The 17,800-nt window shown below is 61.6% G+C and carries 13 protein-coding genes and 1 pseudogene; 5 read left to right on the plus strand and 9 right to left on the minus strand.

Going from position 1 to position 17,800, the window contains the following annotated elements:
- The first annotated feature begins 87 nt into the window (after positions 1-87).
- Together K6N12_RS23605 and K6N12_RS23610 are read left to right on the plus strand one after the other, a co-directional pair.
- Positions 88-1,491: a pyridoxal phosphate-dependent decarboxylase family protein gene (locus tag K6N12_RS23605; protein ID WP_097625951.1), complete on the plus strand. Its 1,404-nt coding sequence runs from the start codon at positions 88-90 to the stop codon at positions 1,489-1,491.
- Between the two features lie 285 nt (positions 1,492-1,776).
- Positions 1,777-2,560 (plus strand): annotated as a pseudogene (locus K6N12_RS23610) (class I SAM-dependent methyltransferase).
- Between the two features lie 75 nt (positions 2,561-2,635).
- Here the strand turns inward: K6N12_RS23610 and K6N12_RS23615 are convergent.
- On the minus strand, positions 2,636-3,058 hold the full coding sequence (locus tag K6N12_RS23615) for a TIGR02594 family protein (RefSeq protein ID WP_097625952.1): 423 nt from the start codon (positions 3,056-3,058) through the stop codon (positions 2,636-2,638).
- Positions 3,059-3,552: 494 nt separating this feature from the next.
- Positions 3,553-4,728 (minus strand): MFS transporter, encoded by a 1,176-nt coding sequence (locus K6N12_RS23620; protein ID WP_097625953.1) that lies wholly within the window; start codon positions 4,726-4,728, stop codon positions 3,553-3,555.
- Between the two features lie 344 nt (positions 4,729-5,072).
- Between K6N12_RS23620 and K6N12_RS23625 the strand changes: the two genes are divergently transcribed.
- Positions 5,073-6,974: a potassium transporter Kup gene (locus tag K6N12_RS23625; protein WP_097625954.1), complete on the plus strand. Its 1,902-nt coding sequence runs from the start codon at positions 5,073-5,075 to the stop codon at positions 6,972-6,974.
- 69 nt (positions 6,975-7,043) lie between these two features.
- Here K6N12_RS23625 and K6N12_RS23630 read toward each other — a convergent pair whose 3' ends face one another.
- The gene (locus K6N12_RS23630) at positions 7,044-8,624 is read right to left on the minus strand and encodes a Na+/H+ antiporter (RefSeq protein WP_097626069.1); all 1,581 of its coding nucleotides are present in this window, start codon (positions 8,622-8,624) and stop codon (positions 7,044-7,046) included.
- 120 nt (positions 8,625-8,744) lie between these two features.
- Positions 8,745-9,122, minus strand: coding sequence for a nuclear transport factor 2 family protein (locus K6N12_RS23635; RefSeq protein WP_097625955.1), 378 nt, complete (start codon positions 9,120-9,122; stop codon positions 8,745-8,747).
- A gap of 438 nt (positions 9,123-9,560) precedes the next feature.
- On the opposite strand from K6N12_RS23635, the gene K6N12_RS23640 reads away from it, so the two are divergent.
- Together K6N12_RS23640 and K6N12_RS23645 are read left to right on the plus strand one after the other, a co-directional pair.
- Positions 9,561-10,337, plus strand: coding sequence for a dioxygenase family protein (locus tag K6N12_RS23640; protein ID WP_097625957.1), 777 nt, complete (start codon positions 9,561-9,563; stop codon positions 10,335-10,337).
- Between the two features lie 162 nt (positions 10,338-10,499).
- On the plus strand, positions 10,500-10,781 hold the full coding sequence (locus K6N12_RS23645) for a nodulation protein (RefSeq protein WP_097625958.1): 282 nt from the start codon (positions 10,500-10,502) through the stop codon (positions 10,779-10,781).
- A gap of 18 nt (positions 10,782-10,799) precedes the next feature.
- Here K6N12_RS23645 and K6N12_RS23650 read toward each other — a convergent pair whose 3' ends face one another.
- The 5 genes from K6N12_RS23650 to K6N12_RS23670 form a co-directional block, all read right to left on the minus strand.
- Positions 10,800-12,290 (minus strand): right-handed parallel beta-helix repeat-containing protein, encoded by a 1,491-nt coding sequence (locus K6N12_RS23650; RefSeq protein WP_097625959.1) that lies wholly within the window; start codon positions 12,288-12,290, stop codon positions 10,800-10,802.
- A 331-nt stretch (positions 12,291-12,621) separates the two neighbouring features.
- Positions 12,622-14,112, minus strand: coding sequence for a right-handed parallel beta-helix repeat-containing protein (locus tag K6N12_RS23655; protein WP_097625960.1), 1,491 nt, complete (start codon positions 14,110-14,112; stop codon positions 12,622-12,624).
- Positions 14,113-14,582: 470 nt separating this feature from the next.
- A complete protein-coding gene (locus K6N12_RS23660) occupies positions 14,583-15,794 on the minus strand; it encodes an ABC transporter permease (RefSeq protein ID WP_097625961.1) in 1,212 nt (403 codons plus the stop codon).
- Between the two features lie 4 nt (positions 15,795-15,798).
- On the minus strand, positions 15,799-16,938 hold the full coding sequence (locus K6N12_RS23665) for an ABC transporter permease (protein WP_097625962.1): 1,140 nt from the start codon (positions 16,936-16,938) through the stop codon (positions 15,799-15,801).
- Entirely contained in the window at positions 16,935-17,633 is a 699-nt protein-coding gene (locus tag K6N12_RS23670) for an ABC transporter ATP-binding protein (protein WP_097625963.1), read from the minus strand. Before K6N12_RS23670 ends, K6N12_RS23665 begins: the two co-directional genes overlap by 4 nt.
- Between the last annotated feature and the right edge of the window lie 167 nt (positions 17,634-17,800).

A 17,800-nucleotide genomic window follows, 5' to 3' on the forward strand; every position in this document is an offset into this window, starting at 1 on the left:
GACAGCGTCGGCAAGATCGGCTAGACTGCATGCGCCGACAGCTTGCGTCGAGGGCATCCAGGGGACGTCGGCGGCAGGGGGATCTGCATGTCGGCAATTGCATCTCTGTTTCAGGAAGCTGCCCGGCTTGCGGCCGGGTTTCGGCAGACGATACCCGCCCGCCATATGCCCGCTCACGACTATGCCACCTCGCTTGCCGCCTTCAGTGAGCCGCTGCCGACGGTCGGTTCGCAAATGCTTGATGTCATCACGCAGCTCGCAGGTGGCGCCGAACCCGGGCTGCATGCAACCACCGGACCACGCTTCTTCGGCTGGGTCATCGGCGGTTCCCATCCCGTCGGCGTCGCAGCCGATTTCCTCACCAGCGCCTGGGGCCAGAATGCCGGAAACCATACCGCCGCCCCGGCCGCTGCCGCCATCGAGACCGTTGCTGCCAGATGGCTTCTCGATCTTCTGAAGCTGCCGGCTGAAAGCTCGGTCGGTTTCGTTACGGGCGCGACGGTGGCGAACTTCACCTGCCTTGCCGCGGCGCGGGGCGAGGTGCTGCGCCAAGTCGGCTGGGATGGCGATGCCCGCGGCCTGTTCGGCGCGCCCGAAATCACCGTACTGATCGGCGACGACGCTCACACGACGGTGTTCTCTGCGCTGCAATTCCTGGGCCTCGGCCATGATCGCGTGCTGCGCGTGCGCACCGATCCGGTGGGACGGATAGACCCGGCCGCGCTGGCGGGCGCGCTCGAGAGGGTCTCCGGTCCCGTCATCGCCATTCTCCAGGCGGGACAGATCAATACCGGCGCTTTCGACGACTTCGCCGCGATCATCCCGCCGCTGAAAGCGAAAGGCGCCTGGGTGCACATCGACGGCGCCTTCGGCCTCTGGGCGCAAGCGTCGGTGAAGACCAGCCATCTCAGCCGCGGCATCGAATCCGCCGATAGCTGGGCGACCGACGGTCACAAATGGCTGCAGACACCCTATGATTGCGGCTATGCGATCATCCGCAATGAAATCGCTCATCGCCGCGCCATGACGATTGCCGCAAGCTATCTGCCGCTCGCCGGCGAAGGTGAACGCGATCCTTCCCATTACGTGCCCGAGCTATCAAGGAGGGCGCGCGGCTTTGCCACCTGGGCGATGCTGAAACATCTCGGCCGCGACGGTGTGGCCGCCCTCATCGACCAGTGCTGCGCTTCGGCGCGGCTGGCGGCCGAATTGCTTGGGCGCGAGCCCGGCATCGCCATTCTGAACGAGGTCACGCTGAACCAGCTCATCATCCGCTTCGCGGCCGACAGTCCGGACGAAGAAGGCGACACCATGACCCGAAAGACGATCGAAAAGATCCAGGCGGATGGCCTGATCTTTGCCGGCGGCGCCAAATGGCACGGCCGCGACGTGTTGCGCCTCTCCGTCACCAATTTCCAGACGACATCGGATCAGGCGGAACTGGCGGCGGAGAGCATCATTGCCGCGTTCAGGAGCGTCGGTCGGGGGTGACACTTCCGTTGCGGCACATCAAGTCCCTGCGTTCTAAGAGGGCGCGGACGCCCACCCCGCACTCCCTCATTCCTGTGCCCGTTACAGGAATCCAGTGCGCCCAAGTCCTTGGCCGCGAAGACTCTTTTCCGTTGCAGTATCGGTTCAATCACGCGCGGACGCGCCGTGGCTGGATTCCTGTGACGAGCACAGGAATGAGGGGAGCGTGGGGTGGACGTTCTTGCTCCAATCTTCCGCTGCGACTATAGCTCCCCCCCCATTCCGATCGCGCAGAGGAGCAGAGCCATGAAAGCCAGCGACGTCGCCGCCCATTGGGAGAGCAATGCCGAGACCTGGACGATTTATAGCCGGGCCGGCTACGACAAATATCGAGACGCGCTGAATACGCCGGCATTTCTCGAGATGCTGCCGCCGGTCGCCGGCCTTGCTGGGCTCGACCTCGGTTGCAGCGAAGGCTCGAATACCCGCGCCGTCCCGTCTCGGCGCCCGCATGACCGGCCTCGACATCGCGCCGACCTTCATTCGTTATGCCCGCGAGACCGAAATGCAGGCGCCGCTCGGCATCGATTACATCCTAGGCGACGGCCAGTGCATTGATTTCCCGGAAGCGAATTTCGATTTCATCACCGCCTTCATGTCGATGATGGACATGGCCGACCAGCGCCAGGTGCTGAAGGGTATCCACTACGTCCTGAAACCCGGCGGCTTCCTGCAGTTTTCCATCCTTCATCCGTGTTTCATGCCGCCGACGCGCCGCAATATCCGCAACGAGGCCGGCGAGCGGGTCGCGGTAGAGATCGCCGACTATTTCGACGAGAGCGACAGCCGGATCGAGCGCTGGATCTTTTCCTCCATACCCCAAACGGAGCGGGCGATGCTAACGCCCTTTGCCATCCCGCGCTTTCACCGGACGCTGTCGACCTGGGTTTCGATGATCGTCGGCGCGGGGCTGACTATAGAGGCCTTCGGCGAGCCGACAGCGGCTCCGGAGCTGGCAAGGGCCGAGCCTGTCGTCGCCGACACCCGCATCGCGCCGATCTTCCTGCATATAAGGGCGCGCAAACTTTAAACGCGCCGCGATCGAAGGAAGGCACTCTCAAGGGATGGCGGCGAAATCAGCTTCGCAGCAGAGGCCAAGCCGGCATCATCGTCGCACCGCCACGACCGAGCTGGCGCGATACCTGGACAATTGCACCCGGTTGGATTGATTGCCGCCGAACAGGTAGACGTACTGCCGGCGCTGGTCGATGTGATCGAAAAGGCTCACATGAAAGCGCCTGCCCGTGCGGATCACGACGACATCCCCTCGCCTGGCGGCGCGGAAGAACACCGGCTTGCCGAACTTCCTCCAGGACACCGCCATATTGGGGTTGGGCGGCGGTTGTCGCGAAGACCGCTTGGCGACAAAGGCCAGGAACGCCCCGCACCACGATACCCTGCGGGGATTGATGCTGAGGAAGGAGATGGAGCGTTCGTGCATGCTCTTGTACTTGACTGCCGTGCCCAGCATGTCCGCCTCACAGGGCACGGCAAGCACCGTGAGGACGATGACGAGAATAACCTTCATAGTTACCCACCATTGTTTGTATAACGCTGAAATTCAGAAATGTGGCGAAGAATAAAACAGGCGCGGCAACGTAGAAGCCAATTATGGCGTGATTTAGAAACAACTAATACTGGCATTTTGGCGGCGGAAATTAAGCCGGAGAAAGGCACGAAACCGCTGCAGGCAGGGGCTGACCCCGACCAACAAACTCCGCAAACCGCATGTTTGTCGGGCCGAAAGAGGAGAGTTTCACCATCCGAACCCAGCTCCTTCCGGGTTGGATGAACTTCACCCGCAAGTGATTGAGCAACAAGTTGATTCACCAAAAAGTTGACAGCAGTGAGCGACCGCGGCCATCACCTGTACGAGCTATATTTAAGATAGCCACAGTAATACTCAATTTCGATGGGAAATACATTGCGCCCGCGCCCATTCAGGGGCCAAAGGTGGTCGTGCACCACCCTGTCGGTTGCGGAGATAGACACTGCCGGATAGCGGATAGCCACCGCGGCGAGTCAACCGTGAGGTTGCACCGGTTCAGGCCGGTCGGTGACCGGAGCAGGATCCGCGGCAAGCGCCCTGGTGACCAGAAGTGCCGCGACGAGAACAGGGACGACTGTCCAGTACGAAAAGCGGATGCCGAGCTGTTCGGCAACGAAACCGAGCAGCGGTGGCCCCGCGAAAAACACGAGAAACGTCGTCTGCCCGAGCGCTGCAACGCTGACGAGTGCAGGTCGATCCCTGCGCCGGGCCGCAGCCGAGATGGCAAGCGGATAGACCGATGAGCAGCCGATCCCCGTCAGGCCGAAGCCCGCAAGCGCGACAACAGGATGCGTCGCCGTCGCAACCGTCATAACACCGATGACCGTGATCCCAAGGAGGGTTATGGCGACCGGGCGGGGATTGAAGCGGTCGACGACCGGGTCCATGCCGAGCCGCCCGATGGCGATCAGCAAGGAGAAGATGGTCACGCCGAGCCCGCCGACGAAGGGTTCGACGGCAAATACGTCCCGCATATAGATCGCCGACCAATCGACGCTTGCGCCTTCGGCAAGAAGCGGAGCTGCACCGACGAGGCAAAGGGGCAGGAGCCCGACGGTGGGAAAGGCGATAAGCGGCGGATGTCCGGGGTGTGCATCGCGCCGCTTGGGCGCATTCTCGATCCCGGAGAAAACGATCGATCCAGCAATCAAGACAATGACGAGGGTGAGGAAGGTATGCAGTTCGATGGACACGGCAGCCTGCCGCATGCCGGCGGCAACAAGGGCGGTGAGGCAGAAGCCGAGGCTCCACATGCCGTGAGCCCGGTTCATGATGCGATACTTAAGCAGCGCCTCATGGCGATCGGTTTCGATATTGGCGTTGATCTCGAATGCTCCGGTGAAAATGCCGGCAATGAAGAATAAAGGCACCGCCGACGGAGCCGAAGGCATCCAGGGGATCAGCGCCAAAAACAGCGACGCGCCGAAGACGGTGACGAAGGCGGTTTTGCGTGCACCGAGCCTCTCGATGAACCTCACCGCGAACGTCAGTCCGCACAGAACCCCCGAGGACAAGACAGCGAGCAAAAGGCCGAGTTCGCCCTCGGCAAGGCCGAACTTGCGCTGAAGGTCGGGCAGCCGCGAAAGAAACGCACCGACGGAAAGGGCCACTGCAAATTGAATGAAGAAAATGCGATAATGCGGCTTCATCTCGGGGACTTGCTCCGATTGGGGCGGGGTTGAGCCCAAGCATCCGAGATAGCCGGACATTCCGACGAAATGGCGACTGGCCCCAAAATCCGCGGTTTTCGCTTTTCTCCCACCGTTGCTGACAGTTCCTGTCAGCATGCTGACGCCCCCGCTCGTTTCAAGAGCGGTTGGCGGCTCGCCGGAAGCAGCCGTCAAGCCACTGCTTATGACGCCACAAGTGGATGCTGGCCTCCTCAGCCCCGCCTTCTGCCCTCACAAAAAATTCGCATCCGCATCAATTTACTTGCCGTTCTGCAATGCGGCATATGTTTGTGTGCATGGCCAAGTGGCATGAGCGGGGAACCATGACATCAACACGTGCAGACAATACGGGTGAAGGTGCCGGCCATAAGGGCTTTGTCGGATTGGTCGTCGGCGCGATCGGCGTCGTCTATGGCGATATCGGCACCAGCCCGCTCTATGCCCTTCGTGAGGCGCTGAGGCCCTTTGCCGCCGATGGCGTGCATGAGGCCGAGGTTATCGGGCTCATTTCGCTGATGGTCTGGACGCTGACGATCATTGTGACCTTCAAATATGTGCTCTTCCTTCTCAGGGCGGACAATGACGGCGAAGGGGGCACGCTTTCGCTTCTCGCCCTCCTGATGAAGAAGATGGGACGGAACGTTCCCGTGCTCTTTTTCGCCGGCCTGATCGGAGCGGCTCTCTTCATCGGCGATGCAATGATCACGCCAGCTCTGTCGGTCATGTCGGCGCTGGAAGGCCTGAAGCTGGTCACCCCGGCCTTTGCCGACTATGTCCCGCTTGCGTCGGCTGCGATCATGATCGTTCTGTTTGGCGTCCAGTCGAGGGGAACCGCTGCCGTCTCGATGTTTTTCGGGCCGATTACGGTGTTGTGGTTTCTGGCGATGGCGGCGGGCGGTCTGATCCATATCGGTGACGATTGGGCGATTCTGGAGGCGCTCAATCCGGTCAATGCATTCCTGTTTCTTACCCATGCCGGCACTGTCGGCCTCATTGTGCTCGGCGCCGTCTTTCTGACTGTCACCGGCTGCGAAGCGCTCTATGCCGATCTCGGGCATTTCGGACGCCGCCCGATCCAGACGGCATGGTTCGTGCTCGTCTTTCCGGCATTGCTCCTCAACTATCTCGGACAAGGCGCGCTCGTTCTCGCCCATCCCGAAACGGCTGCCAATCCATTCTTTCTGATGTATCCCGATTGGGCCTTGCTGCCGGTGGTGCTGCTGGCGACGATGGCGACGATCATCGCCAGCCAGGCCGTCATCACCGGTGCGTTTTCGCTGGCCCGTTCGGCGGTTCACCTCGGCTTCCTGCCGCGGCTGCGGATCAAGTTCACGTCGGAGACCAACACCGGCCAGATCTACGTGCCGAGCGTCAATCTTCTCCTCCTGGTCGGCGTCCTGATGCTGATCTTCTCCTTCGGCGACTCCGAGTCGCTGGCGACGGCCTACGGCATCTCGGTGACCGGAACCATGGTCATTTCGACCATGCTGGTCTTCCAGTTCCTTCGCGCCGTCTGGGGCTACTCCCTCGTGCTCGCCGCTGCCCTGCTGCTGCCGCTCTTTATCATCGAAGTCCTGTTCCTAGCGGCCAACCTCCTGAAGATCTACGATGGCGGCTGGGTTCCGGTCGCCCTTGCGCTGGCGATCATGATCCTGATGTGGACATGGACCCGCGGGCAGGCCTATCTGAAGAGACTGCGCGCCAACAATGAAATCCCGCTCGACTCCTTCATCAGGTCGATCGAGCGAAAGTCGGACCATTCGCCGGTCACCGTTCCGGGAACGGCAGTCTTCCTGACCAGCGTCCCGGACCGGACGCCGAACGTTCTGCTCCACAATCTCAAGCACAACCACGTGCTCCATCAGCAGAACGTCATCCTGACCGTCTGGACCGAAGACGAACCTTATGTCCCCGACAACAGGCGCATCAAGATCAGCCAACTCTCGCCGCGCTTCGTGCGCCTTGACCTCACCTTCGGCTTCATGGACGATCCTGATGTCACCAGGGCGCTGGCGCTCTGCCGGGAGGGAGGTTTCAAGTTCGAGATCATGAAGACCTCTTTCTATCTCGGTCGCCGGAACCTTGTGAGGACGCCGAACACCGGCCTGCCCGGCTGGCAGGAGCGCATATTCATGGCATTGGAAGGCTTGGCGATCGATCCCTCCGATTACTTCAACCTGCCGTCAAACCGCGTCGTCGAGCTCGGCGAACAGATTGCGATTTAGAGCACGGCAGCGAAGTGAGTTGGGAGAGTTGTCCCGCATCGCGAACTCCGCGGCGTAGGACATTGAACGTCAGGCCTTGGCCGAGATCGCGCTCAGTTCCTCGAGATCGAGATCGCGTTCCAGCTCGTCCAACGTCTCGTCATCGATGTCGCCGGCGCGGTGGAGACGAATGAGTTCCCGGCGCCCGGTCGCGACCGCTTCGAGAACGACGTCGAAGTGAGCGTGCAGCAACGGCACGTAGTGCTCGGTTCTCTCGGCATAGTCGACGATCGCCGTTGCCCTGCGCTGGTAGCGTTCCAGCAATTGCGGGTGGATGAGCTTTCCCTCTGCGTCATAGGCCAGGTTTTGCACGATCCCGAACTGCACCTGTGCCATGGCGGCCTCAGCCTGGCTCATGGTGAGACGCGCTCTTTCCGTCTCCGGCGGTAGCCGCGCCCAGGCAATCACCCGCCCCAATGTCGTGCCCTGCACGAGCACGGTTCCGAGAATGACGGCAAAGGACGTGGCGAGGATGAAGTCGCGGCCCGGGAACCCCTCTGGCAGGCTAAGCGCCAGGGCGAGCGTGACCACGCCGCGCACGCCTGCCCAGCTCAGGACGGTCGCACCGCCGGTTCCGAGCGGCCGGGCGCGTGTGAACCCCAGAGCCGCGCAGACGCGGATGACGAGATCGGAGGCGAAGACCCAGGCAAAACGCGCGACCACGAGCGTCACGAGGATTGCCAGCATCGGCAGCCCCATGGTCGCGATTACGGTAGTCAAACCGCCGCCGCGTTCGACGACATCCCGCAGCGACAGCCCGATCAATGTGAAGACCGCCGCTTCCATCAGGAAGATCATCACCGTCCAGAACGACGTGCCGCGCATGCGCGTCGCCGCTGAAAAGACCGTGTGCTGATGCCAGGAAGCGATCAGGCCCGTGCTGACGGTGGCGATGACGCCGGAGACATGCAGCAGTTCGCCCAACAGATAGGAAATCCAGCCGAGCAGCACGGTGGCCGCGATGATGAGATAATCATCGCCGAGATGGCGGATGAGTTTGACCCAGGCCAATCCGACCGCGATGCCGACGACGGCGCCGCCCAGCGCCAGCACGAAGAAACTGCCGGCGGCCTCCCCCGCGCTGAAAGCGCCTGTTGCGGCGGCGGCAACGGCAAAACGGAAGAGCACCAGGCCGCTCGCATCGTTGAGCAGGCTCTCGCCTTCCAGCAGAATCTGAAGCCGCCGTGGCAGTCGTACGCGCTCCAGCACGGCGCGCGCCGAAACCGCATCCGGCGGCGCAACGATAGCACCCAGTGCCGCGCAGGCGCCCCAGGGAAGTGACGGAAAGATAAGGTGGGCGACAACGGCCACGACGACGCAGGTGAAGAATACCGCGCCGACGGCAAGCGAAGCGATGCCGATCATATGCCGCCGCAGCCGCGACAGCGCGATCGACCAGGCGCCGTCCATCAACAGCGGCGGCAGGAAGATGACCAGCACCAACTCGGGATCGACCGAAATCGCCGGCAGTCCCGGCACAAATGCCAGCAAGGCGCCACCGGTCAGCAGCGCGACGGACGGAGGCAGTCCGAGCCTGTGGGCGGCATAATGCAGCGCGATAATCGCGAGAAACATCGCGATAACAAGCTCGAATAAGTGGGTTGGTTCCATGCGCCCTGCCCCGGCTCGGAAACGAATGTCGAATGCCTGCTGCATAATTGAAACCAAAATCGATTCAAGAAATTTTGCAGCAATTCAACCTGCTTGGTAGCGCATTATCGTGACAAGATTTCACCTGCGATCAACGAGATGCGCACGCGAGGGTGCAGGTTCAAACCGATCGGCGAAATATTGCGTTTCGTTGGCCACCAGGCCTTCGCGGAATTCCATGATGCTCACCGCGTAAGATGGCACGTCGTCGTAGGTCAATATGAAGTCAGTGACCCAGAGGTCACCGCCGCCGATCATTCGCCGCACCGTAAAACGCTTCCTGTTCGGCTGGACGAACCGGCTCTCCTGGATATTCTGCCGGCCGCGGATCAGCTCGCCCGATTGCGGGTAGTAAAGCACGGCGTCCTCGGCGTAGATTTCATGTTCGACGTCGAAATCGCGGGCGTCCGAAGCCTCCCAATGACGCTCCAGCGCCGTCCGCACTGTTCGATCATCCATCACAGTCTCCCATCTTCGCTTTAATGATCGGGAATTCGACGGCGATTATGCCTCAATGACCCGGCCGGCGCATGTAATGATGCTGATATTGGACCGCCGCGCCTTTAGGTTACGCCGTCTAATTTCATCGCGGGAAGTTGCGCCCAGTATGGCCATGGCGACGATACATGACGCGACTTCGACTTGTCTCAGCCTCAAACCTGTTTGCGGGTTGCACGAACGAGACCTGAGAGACCTGGCCCGGGAGGGCGTCCGCAGGGATAGAGTTGGTGAGCGCATCTCTGTCCCTTACAGGGGCGAGAGCTGAGCCGCCATATGTCACCGTCGAGCCCGGCGCTCCCTGGATGCCGAAGATTTCGCTGCCGTCGATCATTGCCAAGATTTAATTGGAGTTTCCGGCCCGCTCCCTTACATGCGTCTTGAGGCAGAGGAAGACAGATGAAGAGGCGGACCCTGGTGCTTGGAGGTGCGACTACTGTCGCTTCGACCGTGGCCGCGGCGGCGATCTGGCCACGGCGGCATATCACTGTTGCCGCCAGGGCATTCGACTGGAAGGGAACAGACTTCCTGAGCGGCGGCACAAAATCGGTCGCACTGGAAAAGCTGCCTGCGCCGCTCTTCCGCAGCCGTCCGAATTGCATCGTGACATCAGCCCAGACCCTTGGCCCCTGCCATGTCAACAATATTCCGGCCCGTCAGGACGTCTCGGAAGGAAAGGCAGGACTGCCGTTGCGGCTGGCCCTTCGCATCGTCCATGCAGCCGATTGCCGGCCGATCGAAAATGCCGATATCGAAATCTGGCATACCGATCGTCGTGGCATCTATTCCGGCCGCGAGGCCGCCGACATGTGTACGCTCGGCGACGCCGAGGCAATCAGCGGCCTCGCTTTTCGCGGACGCCAGCTGACGGATGCAGAGGGGCAGGCAAGCTTCCTGACGACCTATCCAGGATGGTACAAGGGCCGCACGCCGCATGTTCACTGCCGCATCCTCGTCGAGGGCAAGGAGCTTCTCGTCAGCCAGATCTATTTCGACGATACGCTGAGCGACATCATCTATGGCGAGCATCCGGACTATCTCGGACGCCCTGCCCGCGATACCCGCAATGAAGCTGACGGCATCATCCCGGAAGACGCCGCCGATCACATGTTCGACCTCGAGAAGCTCGACGGCGGCGTGCTTTCCGCCACCATCGCGATCGGCCTCTCTTCGTAAGCGGATAGCAGAGAAAGCCGCCGATCGCCAACGGCTGGCCTTGCCGGACTTCCTCCACCATCGGGGTTTTAAAGGACGATCTTGCATCCGGCATGAAACCAGATGCTGCATTCCCGCGTACTAACTCTCGACAGCGGAATATAGGCAGCGAGGGTTGACGGCATGGTCAGGAAAGAAGGCGTAGCGCACATCCCCCGGCAAATCGCCGAACAGGGACTGGCCAGGCTGATGATGAGGCTGCCCGCGACGCGGGCAACAATCAGGGCCGCCGCGGCGAGCCAACCGCATCTTTACGAACTCTGCGGAGCCTATGGCGAGGCCTGCGCCGTTCTTGATCGCATGCGCAAGGATATGTCGGCCGACCCGGCGATCGTCACCGAATACGAGATCATCTGCGCGGAAATCGAAATCGACGTCACCAGAATCCTGCTCGGCGGCCGATGAGTTTGCCGGCATCCCTTGTCAGGTCAGCACGCCGTCCACATCGATGGAGATGCTCAGCGTATCCGTATCGTAATGATGCGCTGCCCCATCCGAAATCTTATAATAGAACGTCTCGCTCACATCTCCGGTAAGCCCGGCAAGCTTCGCCGCGTCGAGCGTGTAGCTGTAGTCGCCATGATCGTCGACATGGATGCTGCCGTATTGGCCGGTCAGCGTCAGACCGTTCTTGCCGACGACTTCGCCGTCGAAGCGGCGAAGCAGCAGGATCCCATTGGCCGAACTGTCGTTTTCGAGGAGATTGCCATGATGGGCAACATCCGTGTCGGCTGAGATCTTCAAACTGTCATGGGCTGCGACGATTATCGGAACCGTGTCCGCATGCGCTGTATCGCCGGCAGCGTGGCTATCAAGGCTCACAAACAGGGCGTCGGCCTCGTCGAGCGTCGTGTTGTTGCTGACGGGAAAGGTGTTCGCGGCGATGATGGCCGGCGATATGCTGTAGGGCGTGACATCGCTGGCGATGACATTGTCGTGGAACGCTCCGGATGCAGGCCTGTCGACCTTCAGCGCCGCCTGCGACAGGTCGTCGAAAATGTTGCTGTGGACATCGATATCTTCGCGAACGTAACTGGTGGTGCCGGCGGAACTGACCACCACGCCCCATACGCCGTCATGGATGTAATTGCCTGAGATATCATAGTCTCTGGTGTCGCCCTGGTCGCCGAGGCCGACGGCGTAGGACCAGCTGTAGCCGCCATACCCCGATATGTCGTTGTCGTGGATGGCGATATTCGTGCCCGCCTGAGCGGCCACCCCGAAGCCGCCGCCAACCAGCGTGTTGTCCTCGATCACGGCATTGACAGGCCGGACGAGCGCCAGCACGCCCTTCGGGCTAATGGCGCCCGTCTGGTCGAGATAGTTGCCGCTGATCAGGATGTTGCTGCTGTCGTTCATCTGCACGGCATCTGCCGTGGTGCCGTGGGCATTGGTAACGGTGTTGTTGAGAAGATTGACGCCATTGATCTTCTCGATCCAGACGCCATCGCCGTTCACGTCGTTGATCGTGCTGTTTTCGATGGTGATATTCGAGCCTGTTCGGAAGGTGACGGAACCGGACTTGCCCGCCAAGCCGGTGTGATCGACCTCGACATTGCGCACGGTCCAGTTCGAGACATAGCCGCCATAAATAGCTGCACCGCCGGTATCCGAGATCTTGATGTTCTCGATGACGATGTTCGACGCATAAAGGCTGTGAATGCCGTCGCCGGGACTATGGATGACCGGCGCATCGCCGATCCCGTAGCTGCCGATGGTGATCGGGGCGCTGGCGGTGCCGGAATATTTCAGGTCGAGTTGGTCGTTGTAAACGCTTCCCGCGGCGAGCAGCACGCTATCGCCGGGCTGCAGCTTCAAATTTTCCACCGCCCAGAAGGATGCAAAAGGCGCATCCTCGCTCGTGCCGCTGTTGTTGTTGGCGCCTGTCGCCGAGTTCACATAATAGACTGTCATATCGCCATATGCTCGCATTGTCGCGCAGCTGTGTGGGGATCAGCTGCGATGAGTGGATCGGATGCGGTCGGGGCGAAAGGCCATAGAACAATCTTCGATTGTCACGACGGCGGTAGACAGGCTGTGGCCTGCAATGCTCCCGAGAAGCCTGGCGGTGGCTGCATCCTCGACAATACAACTTAAGAGAAAATAATCTATAAAATAACGACCGAAAGGTGAATGAAATGGTAATGGACCGTTTGCAATTACCGTAAGGGAACAGCCGCCCTCGCCCTTCAATGCCCCTTACGGGACGCTTCAGGACGAGGGCGGAGAGAGGCCGTCCCCTATCTTAGCTTAGCAAGCCATCCATATGGATGAAGACGGTCAGCGTATCCGCGTCGCTGTGATGGGAGGTTCCATCGTCGATGCCGTACTTGAAAGACTCGCTCACATGTCCACTATGGTCGTCGGGCAGCTTCGTTTCATCGAGCGTGTAGGCATAGTTGCCTTCCCGGTCCACGTGGATGGAACCGTAGTCTCCAGTCAGTGTCAGGCCGTGCTTGCCGACGGCTTCGTCGCCGAAGCGGCGAAGCACCAGCGTATCGTTGTCGGAGCTGTCGTTCTCCAGAAGATTGCCGCGATGGGCTTCGCCCGTATCGGTGAAGATCTTCAGATTGTCGTGAACGGCGACTACTGCCGGGTCGGAGACCGCCTCCGTCGTTGCGGCAACCTTGGCCTCGGTGCTTGCAAGCGCCGTCTCGACACTTGCGACCGTGTGGTTGTTACTGACGGAAAAGGTATGCGCGTCGACGATGGCGGGGGATATGCTGGTGGCCTTGACGCCGGTCTCGATGGTGTTGTTGTAGAAGGAGCCGGATGCCGGCCTGTCGACCTTCAGCGCCGCCTGTGTGAGGTCGTCGAAGACGTTGTCGTGGACCTTGATATTCGTCAGGCTATAGCTGGTGCCGGTGGCGCCGCTGACGGCCACGCCCCAGGCGCCATCGTGAATGTGGTTGCCAGAAATGTCGTAATCCCGTGCGCTGCCCTGATCGCCGAGGCCGACGGCGAAGGACCAGCTGTAACCGTGATATCCCGATATGTCGTTGCCGTGGATGGCGACATTCTTGCCCGCAGGCGCGCTGATACCGAAGCCGCCGCCGGTCAGGACATTGTCCGCGACCACGGCATCGGAGGCCCGCACCAGCGCGATTCCCCCCTTCGGACTGACGGCATGGGTCTGGTCGAGATGATTGCCCTTGATCAGAATATTGCTGCTGTCGTTGACCTGCATCGCATCGGCCGTAGAGCCGCTGGCACTGGTGACGGAATTGTTAAGAAGTTTGACGCCACTGACCTTTTCGATCCAGAAACCGTCGCCTTTGACATCAGATATCTTGCTGTCTTCGACCGTGACGTTCTTGCTGTTCCTGAAGGTGACGGCGCCTGCGTTTTCCGACATCCCGCTCTTGGCGATCTCGACATTGCGGACCGTCCAGTTGGTGACATCGCCGCCATAGATGGCCGCACCGCCGGTGTTCGATATTTTGAGGTTTTCGATGACGATGTTCGAGGCATAAAGACTGTGAATGCCATCGCCGCCGCTGTGGATGACGGGTGCGGTCCCCGTCCCGTAACTGCCGAACTTGATCGGCGCACTCTCGGTGCCGGAATATTTGATATCGAACTGCTCGTTGAAGACACTGCCCTTGGCAAGAAGCACGCTGTCGCCCGGTTTCAAAGTCAAGGATTCCACTTTGGACAAAGTCGCAAAAGCCGAGTTCTGGCCCGTTCCGCCGTTGCGGTCGGAGCCAGTCGCTGAGTTCACATAGTAGATTGTCATATCGCCAATGTTGCCCTGTTCGTCGGATCGCTACATCGCCACTCGAATCGACCGGAACCGGCCGTCCGAACGCGGCGGGAGCAACCCGCCACGGCAAAAGGGCGAGAAGATGTTGTCAATGCGGCAGCGGGCCAGTTTGCGGACCTTACTCCACAGGCAATGGCGCGGATTTGCTAACACACTGGAAAGATGCAACTTATCCGAAAATTATCCGGCGGGGTAATTGCATGAATCGGCGGTATGTGGAGCGATGGAGCAATAAAAGATATGCCGTGTAGCCCCCTCATCCCACCCTTCGGGCCACCTTCTCCCCGCTGGGGGAGCAAGCCGAAGGCTTCGTGTCTACACAGGATGCGTTCGAGAAGGGCAAAACGTTCCCACGATTCCACTTCTCCCCAGCGGGGAGAAGATGTCGGCAGGCAGATGAGGGGGCCAAACGGCACGGCAGCCAAGGTCTTCGAGGCACTACTTCACCCCCTCTCCCGCAACGCCGCCCTCAGCGGCAGCCTTGCCGCCGCCAGCGCCGGCAGGGCACCACCGATCACGCCGACCGCCAGCCCGAGCAAACCTGCCGTCAAAATCACATCAGGCGTAACCACAAGGTCAAACGCCATCTTGGTATTGTTTGCGCCCATCGTGCTTGCCTGCCAACCGTCAAAGGCGAGCCGGGAGGTGAGGATGCCGACACCGGCGCCAGCCACCGATAGCAGCACCGCCTCGAACCAGGTGGTGGCGAATGCCGGCAGGCGGGAAAAGCCGAGCAGACGCAAGGTGGCGATCTCAACGCCGCGGTCCGAGACCGAGCTCATCATCGTGTTCAGCGCGCCCGCCGTCGCGCCGACCGCCATCAGCAGCGCGATCGGCCAGCCGAACAGGCGGATCAGGCTCTCGGTGCGTTCGGCCTGCGCGGCATAAAGATCGGCCTCGGGGATTGATGTGAGTGGCGTGCCCGATATATCGGACAGTCTCTCGCGCAGCACCGCCAGCGCACGCGCGGGATCGCCCCCGCCGGCAAGCCGCACGCGCAGGCTCTGCACCTGTCCCTGCCGGCCGAAGGCCGCTTGCACAGCATCCAGATCCGCCCAGATCTCGGATTCGAAGGCGCTGCCGCCGGAAGTGAAATGACCGGCGACGGTCCAATCGACAGCGCCGAACCGCACTCTCCGGCCGACGGCAAAGCCGGGGAAAGCGTCTGCGATGCGGGCGCCGACGACGATCTCGCGTCCGCCCGGCGCAAACAGCCGCCCCTGCGAAAGCCGGGCGCGGCCGCGCAGATCGAGCCCTGTGCGGTCCATGCCCCGCAGCGACAGCGTCTGCTCGGCGCCGTCGCTCCCCTTCACATCGATCGGCACGATGGTCTCGCGCGACAGCGCCAGCCCGCCGGCCCGGTCGCGCGCGATGCCGGTGTCCCCGCTGATGGCGGTCAGGCTGCGGATCGCATCTGCCGGCACGTCGGAACCGGTTTCCTGGTTGGTGCCGCCGCCGAGGATGACGGCGATGTCTGGCGAGCCGGCACCGGCAAGAGCCGCCTCGAAGCCGCGCGCCATCGCTAGAAACCCTGCCAGCACCGCCACCACGAGAGCGACCGACAGCACCATCGACAGCGAAATCGCGAGCCGACGCGGCAGGCTGCCGAGATTGATTCTCATCATGAGAAAGGTCTGCTTGAGCGCTGATGACATTGGATTATCTCGTTTTGAAAGCGTTGACGATCGGCAGACGCATGGCGTTCACGGCCGGCAGCAGCCCGGTCAGTAGGCCGAGCCCGGCAATGATCGCGATGGATTTCAGCAGTACCTCGCCGCTGAAGACGAGGCCGAATTCCGGCCCGATCGACAGTGTCGCGAGCTTGGCCAGGATGAGCCCGCCGGCCCCGCCGATGGCGAAGATGAACAGCGTCTCGCCGAGAATGAGCGCGACGATGCGACCCCGGGAAAAGCCGAGCACCTTCATCACGCCGATTTCGAAGCGGCGCTCCCTGACGGCAAAGAGCATGGTGTTGACCGATATCATCAGGATCGTCACGAAGGCCGCGCCGACGACGAGGCTGACGATCAGCCCGACATCGGCGAACTGCCGGAGAAATCCTTCGAGGAACTGTTTTTCCGATTGCGTCTGGGTCTGCGCCGCAGAATTGGCAAAGAGCGCGTCGATGCGCGCCGCCAGCACGCCCGAAGCGATACCGTCGCGCGGGCGCACCACGAAGGCGTCGACGGTATCCCTGTCCCGCGCGCGGGCGGCATTGACCATGTCGTAGCGAGCGAGCATGAAATAGGTGTCGCTGCCGGCATCAGCCCCCTCGAAGATGCCCGCGATGGTGAAGCTCCAGTTCCGGCTGCCGTCGGCCTTCATGAGCTGACTGGTGAGGCCGATGCGCTGGCCGACCGACCAGTTCTGCGCCTCAGCCAGCGCTCTGCCGACGAGCACCCGGTCGCCGCCTTCTTCCAGCGCCGAGATCAGCTCGGGCGTCAGCCGGAGTTCGGCACCATTGGCCGCGGCAATCGCCTGCGGATCGACCGCGCTGACGGCGACGACATTCTTCTCGACCTCGACGAAGCCGCGCATCCGCGCCGTATAGGCGACGGCGGCGACACCACCTTCCGCCGCGATCCGGTTGAGATAAGCAATCGGCAGCGGCAGCCCCCGGCCCGATTTATTGAACACGCCGAGCAGATTGTCGCTGGCGCCGGCCGCCCCCTGGCTGCCGCTGACGAAACTCGCCGTCAGTCCGTAGATCAGGAAGGCGATGCCGACCGAAAACATCAGCAGAATGGCGCGCAGCCGCTTACGCCAGGCATTGCGCCGCATGAGCTGGAAAAAGGTCATCGGCCTTCCCCCTCGACGAATTCGCCTTTGTTGAGATGCAGCGTGCGCCTCGCAAAGGCGGCGGCCTCGGGATCGTGCGTGACCATGATGATGGTCTTCTGAAGCTCGCGATTGAGGAAGACCAGCATCTCCAGGATATCATTGGCCGATTTCCGGTCGAGATCGCCGGTCGGCTCGTCGCAGAGAATGAGATCAGGATCGGCGACGATGGCACGCGCAATGCCGACGCGCTGCTGCTGCCCGCCCGACATGCTCGACGGAAACTGCCGCTGGCGCCCGGCAAGCCCGACCAGATCCATCACCGTGTCGACACGCGCCCGACGCTCCTTGCGCGTCAGCGGCTTCAAGAGCAGCGGCAACTCGATATTGTCAGCCGCATTCAGCATCGGCAGCAGATTGTAGAACTGGAAGACGATGCCCATGCTGTGCGCCCGCCAGGCGGCCCTCGCCCCTTCGCCCATCTGCTCGAGATGGCTGCGCCCGATCCGGATCTCGCCGGCGTCAGCGCTGTCGATGCCGCCCAGCATATTCAGCAGCGTCGATTTTCCGGAACCCGACGGCCCCATGACCGCAACGAAATCGCCGCGCGGAATGGAGAGGTCAAGCCCCGAAAAGATCGGTATCGTCTCCGCCCCGATCCGGAACGCCTTCCTGACGCCGGCAAGCGCGATATAGGGGTCTTGAGTGTCGGTCATTGCTCTGCTCCTTGGTGGTTTGTTGATCTGTGGCCGGTAACCGGTGGCCGCCCTGGTTCTTCGAGGCCCCTGCGGGGCACCTCAGAATGAGGTCGGAGAGAAGCTGCGATCTCCGGCACAACAAGCCGAACCGCACGGCACCAATCAGCCCGCCTGCCGCACGGCAC

Source organism: Rhizobium redzepovicii, from assembly GCF_019793435.1.
GTDB classification, from domain to species: Bacteria; Pseudomonadota; Alphaproteobacteria; order Rhizobiales; family Rhizobiaceae; genus Rhizobium; species Rhizobium redzepovicii.

Excerpts from the sequence above, each read along its gene's own strand:
- K6N12_RS23605 (WP_097625951.1), top strand. The coding sequence starts at position 88 with ATGTCGGCAATTGCATCTCTGTTTCAGGAAGCTGCCCGGCTTGCGGCC.
- K6N12_RS23615 (WP_097625952.1), bottom strand. The coding sequence starts at position 3,058 with ATGAAGGTTATTCTCGTCATCGTCCTCACGGTGCTTGCCGTGCCCTGT.
- K6N12_RS23620 (WP_097625953.1), bottom strand. The coding sequence starts at position 4,728 with ATGAAGCCGCATTATCGCATTTTCTTCATTCAATTTGCAGTGGCCCTT.
- K6N12_RS23625 (WP_097625954.1), top strand. The coding sequence starts at position 5,073 with ATGACATCAACACGTGCAGACAATACGGGTGAAGGTGCCGGCCATAAG.
- K6N12_RS23630 (WP_097626069.1), bottom strand. The coding sequence starts at position 8,624 with ATGGAACCAACCCACTTATTCGAGCTTGTTATCGCGATGTTTCTCGCG.
- K6N12_RS23635 (WP_097625955.1), bottom strand. The coding sequence starts at position 9,122 with ATGGATGATCGAACAGTGCGGACGGCGCTGGAGCGTCATTGGGAGGCT.
- K6N12_RS23640 (WP_097625957.1), top strand. The coding sequence starts at position 9,561 with ATGAAGAGGCGGACCCTGGTGCTTGGAGGTGCGACTACTGTCGCTTCG.
- K6N12_RS23645 (WP_097625958.1), top strand. The coding sequence starts at position 10,500 with ATGGTCAGGAAAGAAGGCGTAGCGCACATCCCCCGGCAAATCGCCGAA.
- K6N12_RS23650 (WP_097625959.1), bottom strand. The coding sequence starts at position 12,290 with ATGACAGTCTATTATGTGAACTCGGCGACAGGCGCCAACAACAACAGC.
- K6N12_RS23655 (WP_097625960.1), bottom strand. The coding sequence starts at position 14,112 with ATGACAATCTACTATGTGAACTCAGCGACTGGCTCCGACCGCAACGGC.
- K6N12_RS23660 (WP_097625961.1), bottom strand. The coding sequence starts at position 15,794 with ATGTCATCAGCGCTCAAGCAGACCTTTCTCATGATGAGAATCAATCTC.
- K6N12_RS23665 (WP_097625962.1), bottom strand. The coding sequence starts at position 16,938 with ATGACCTTTTTCCAGCTCATGCGGCGCAATGCCTGGCGTAAGCGGCTG.
- K6N12_RS23670 (WP_097625963.1), bottom strand. The coding sequence starts at position 17,633 with ATGACCGACACTCAAGACCCCTATATCGCGCTTGCCGGCGTCAGGAAG.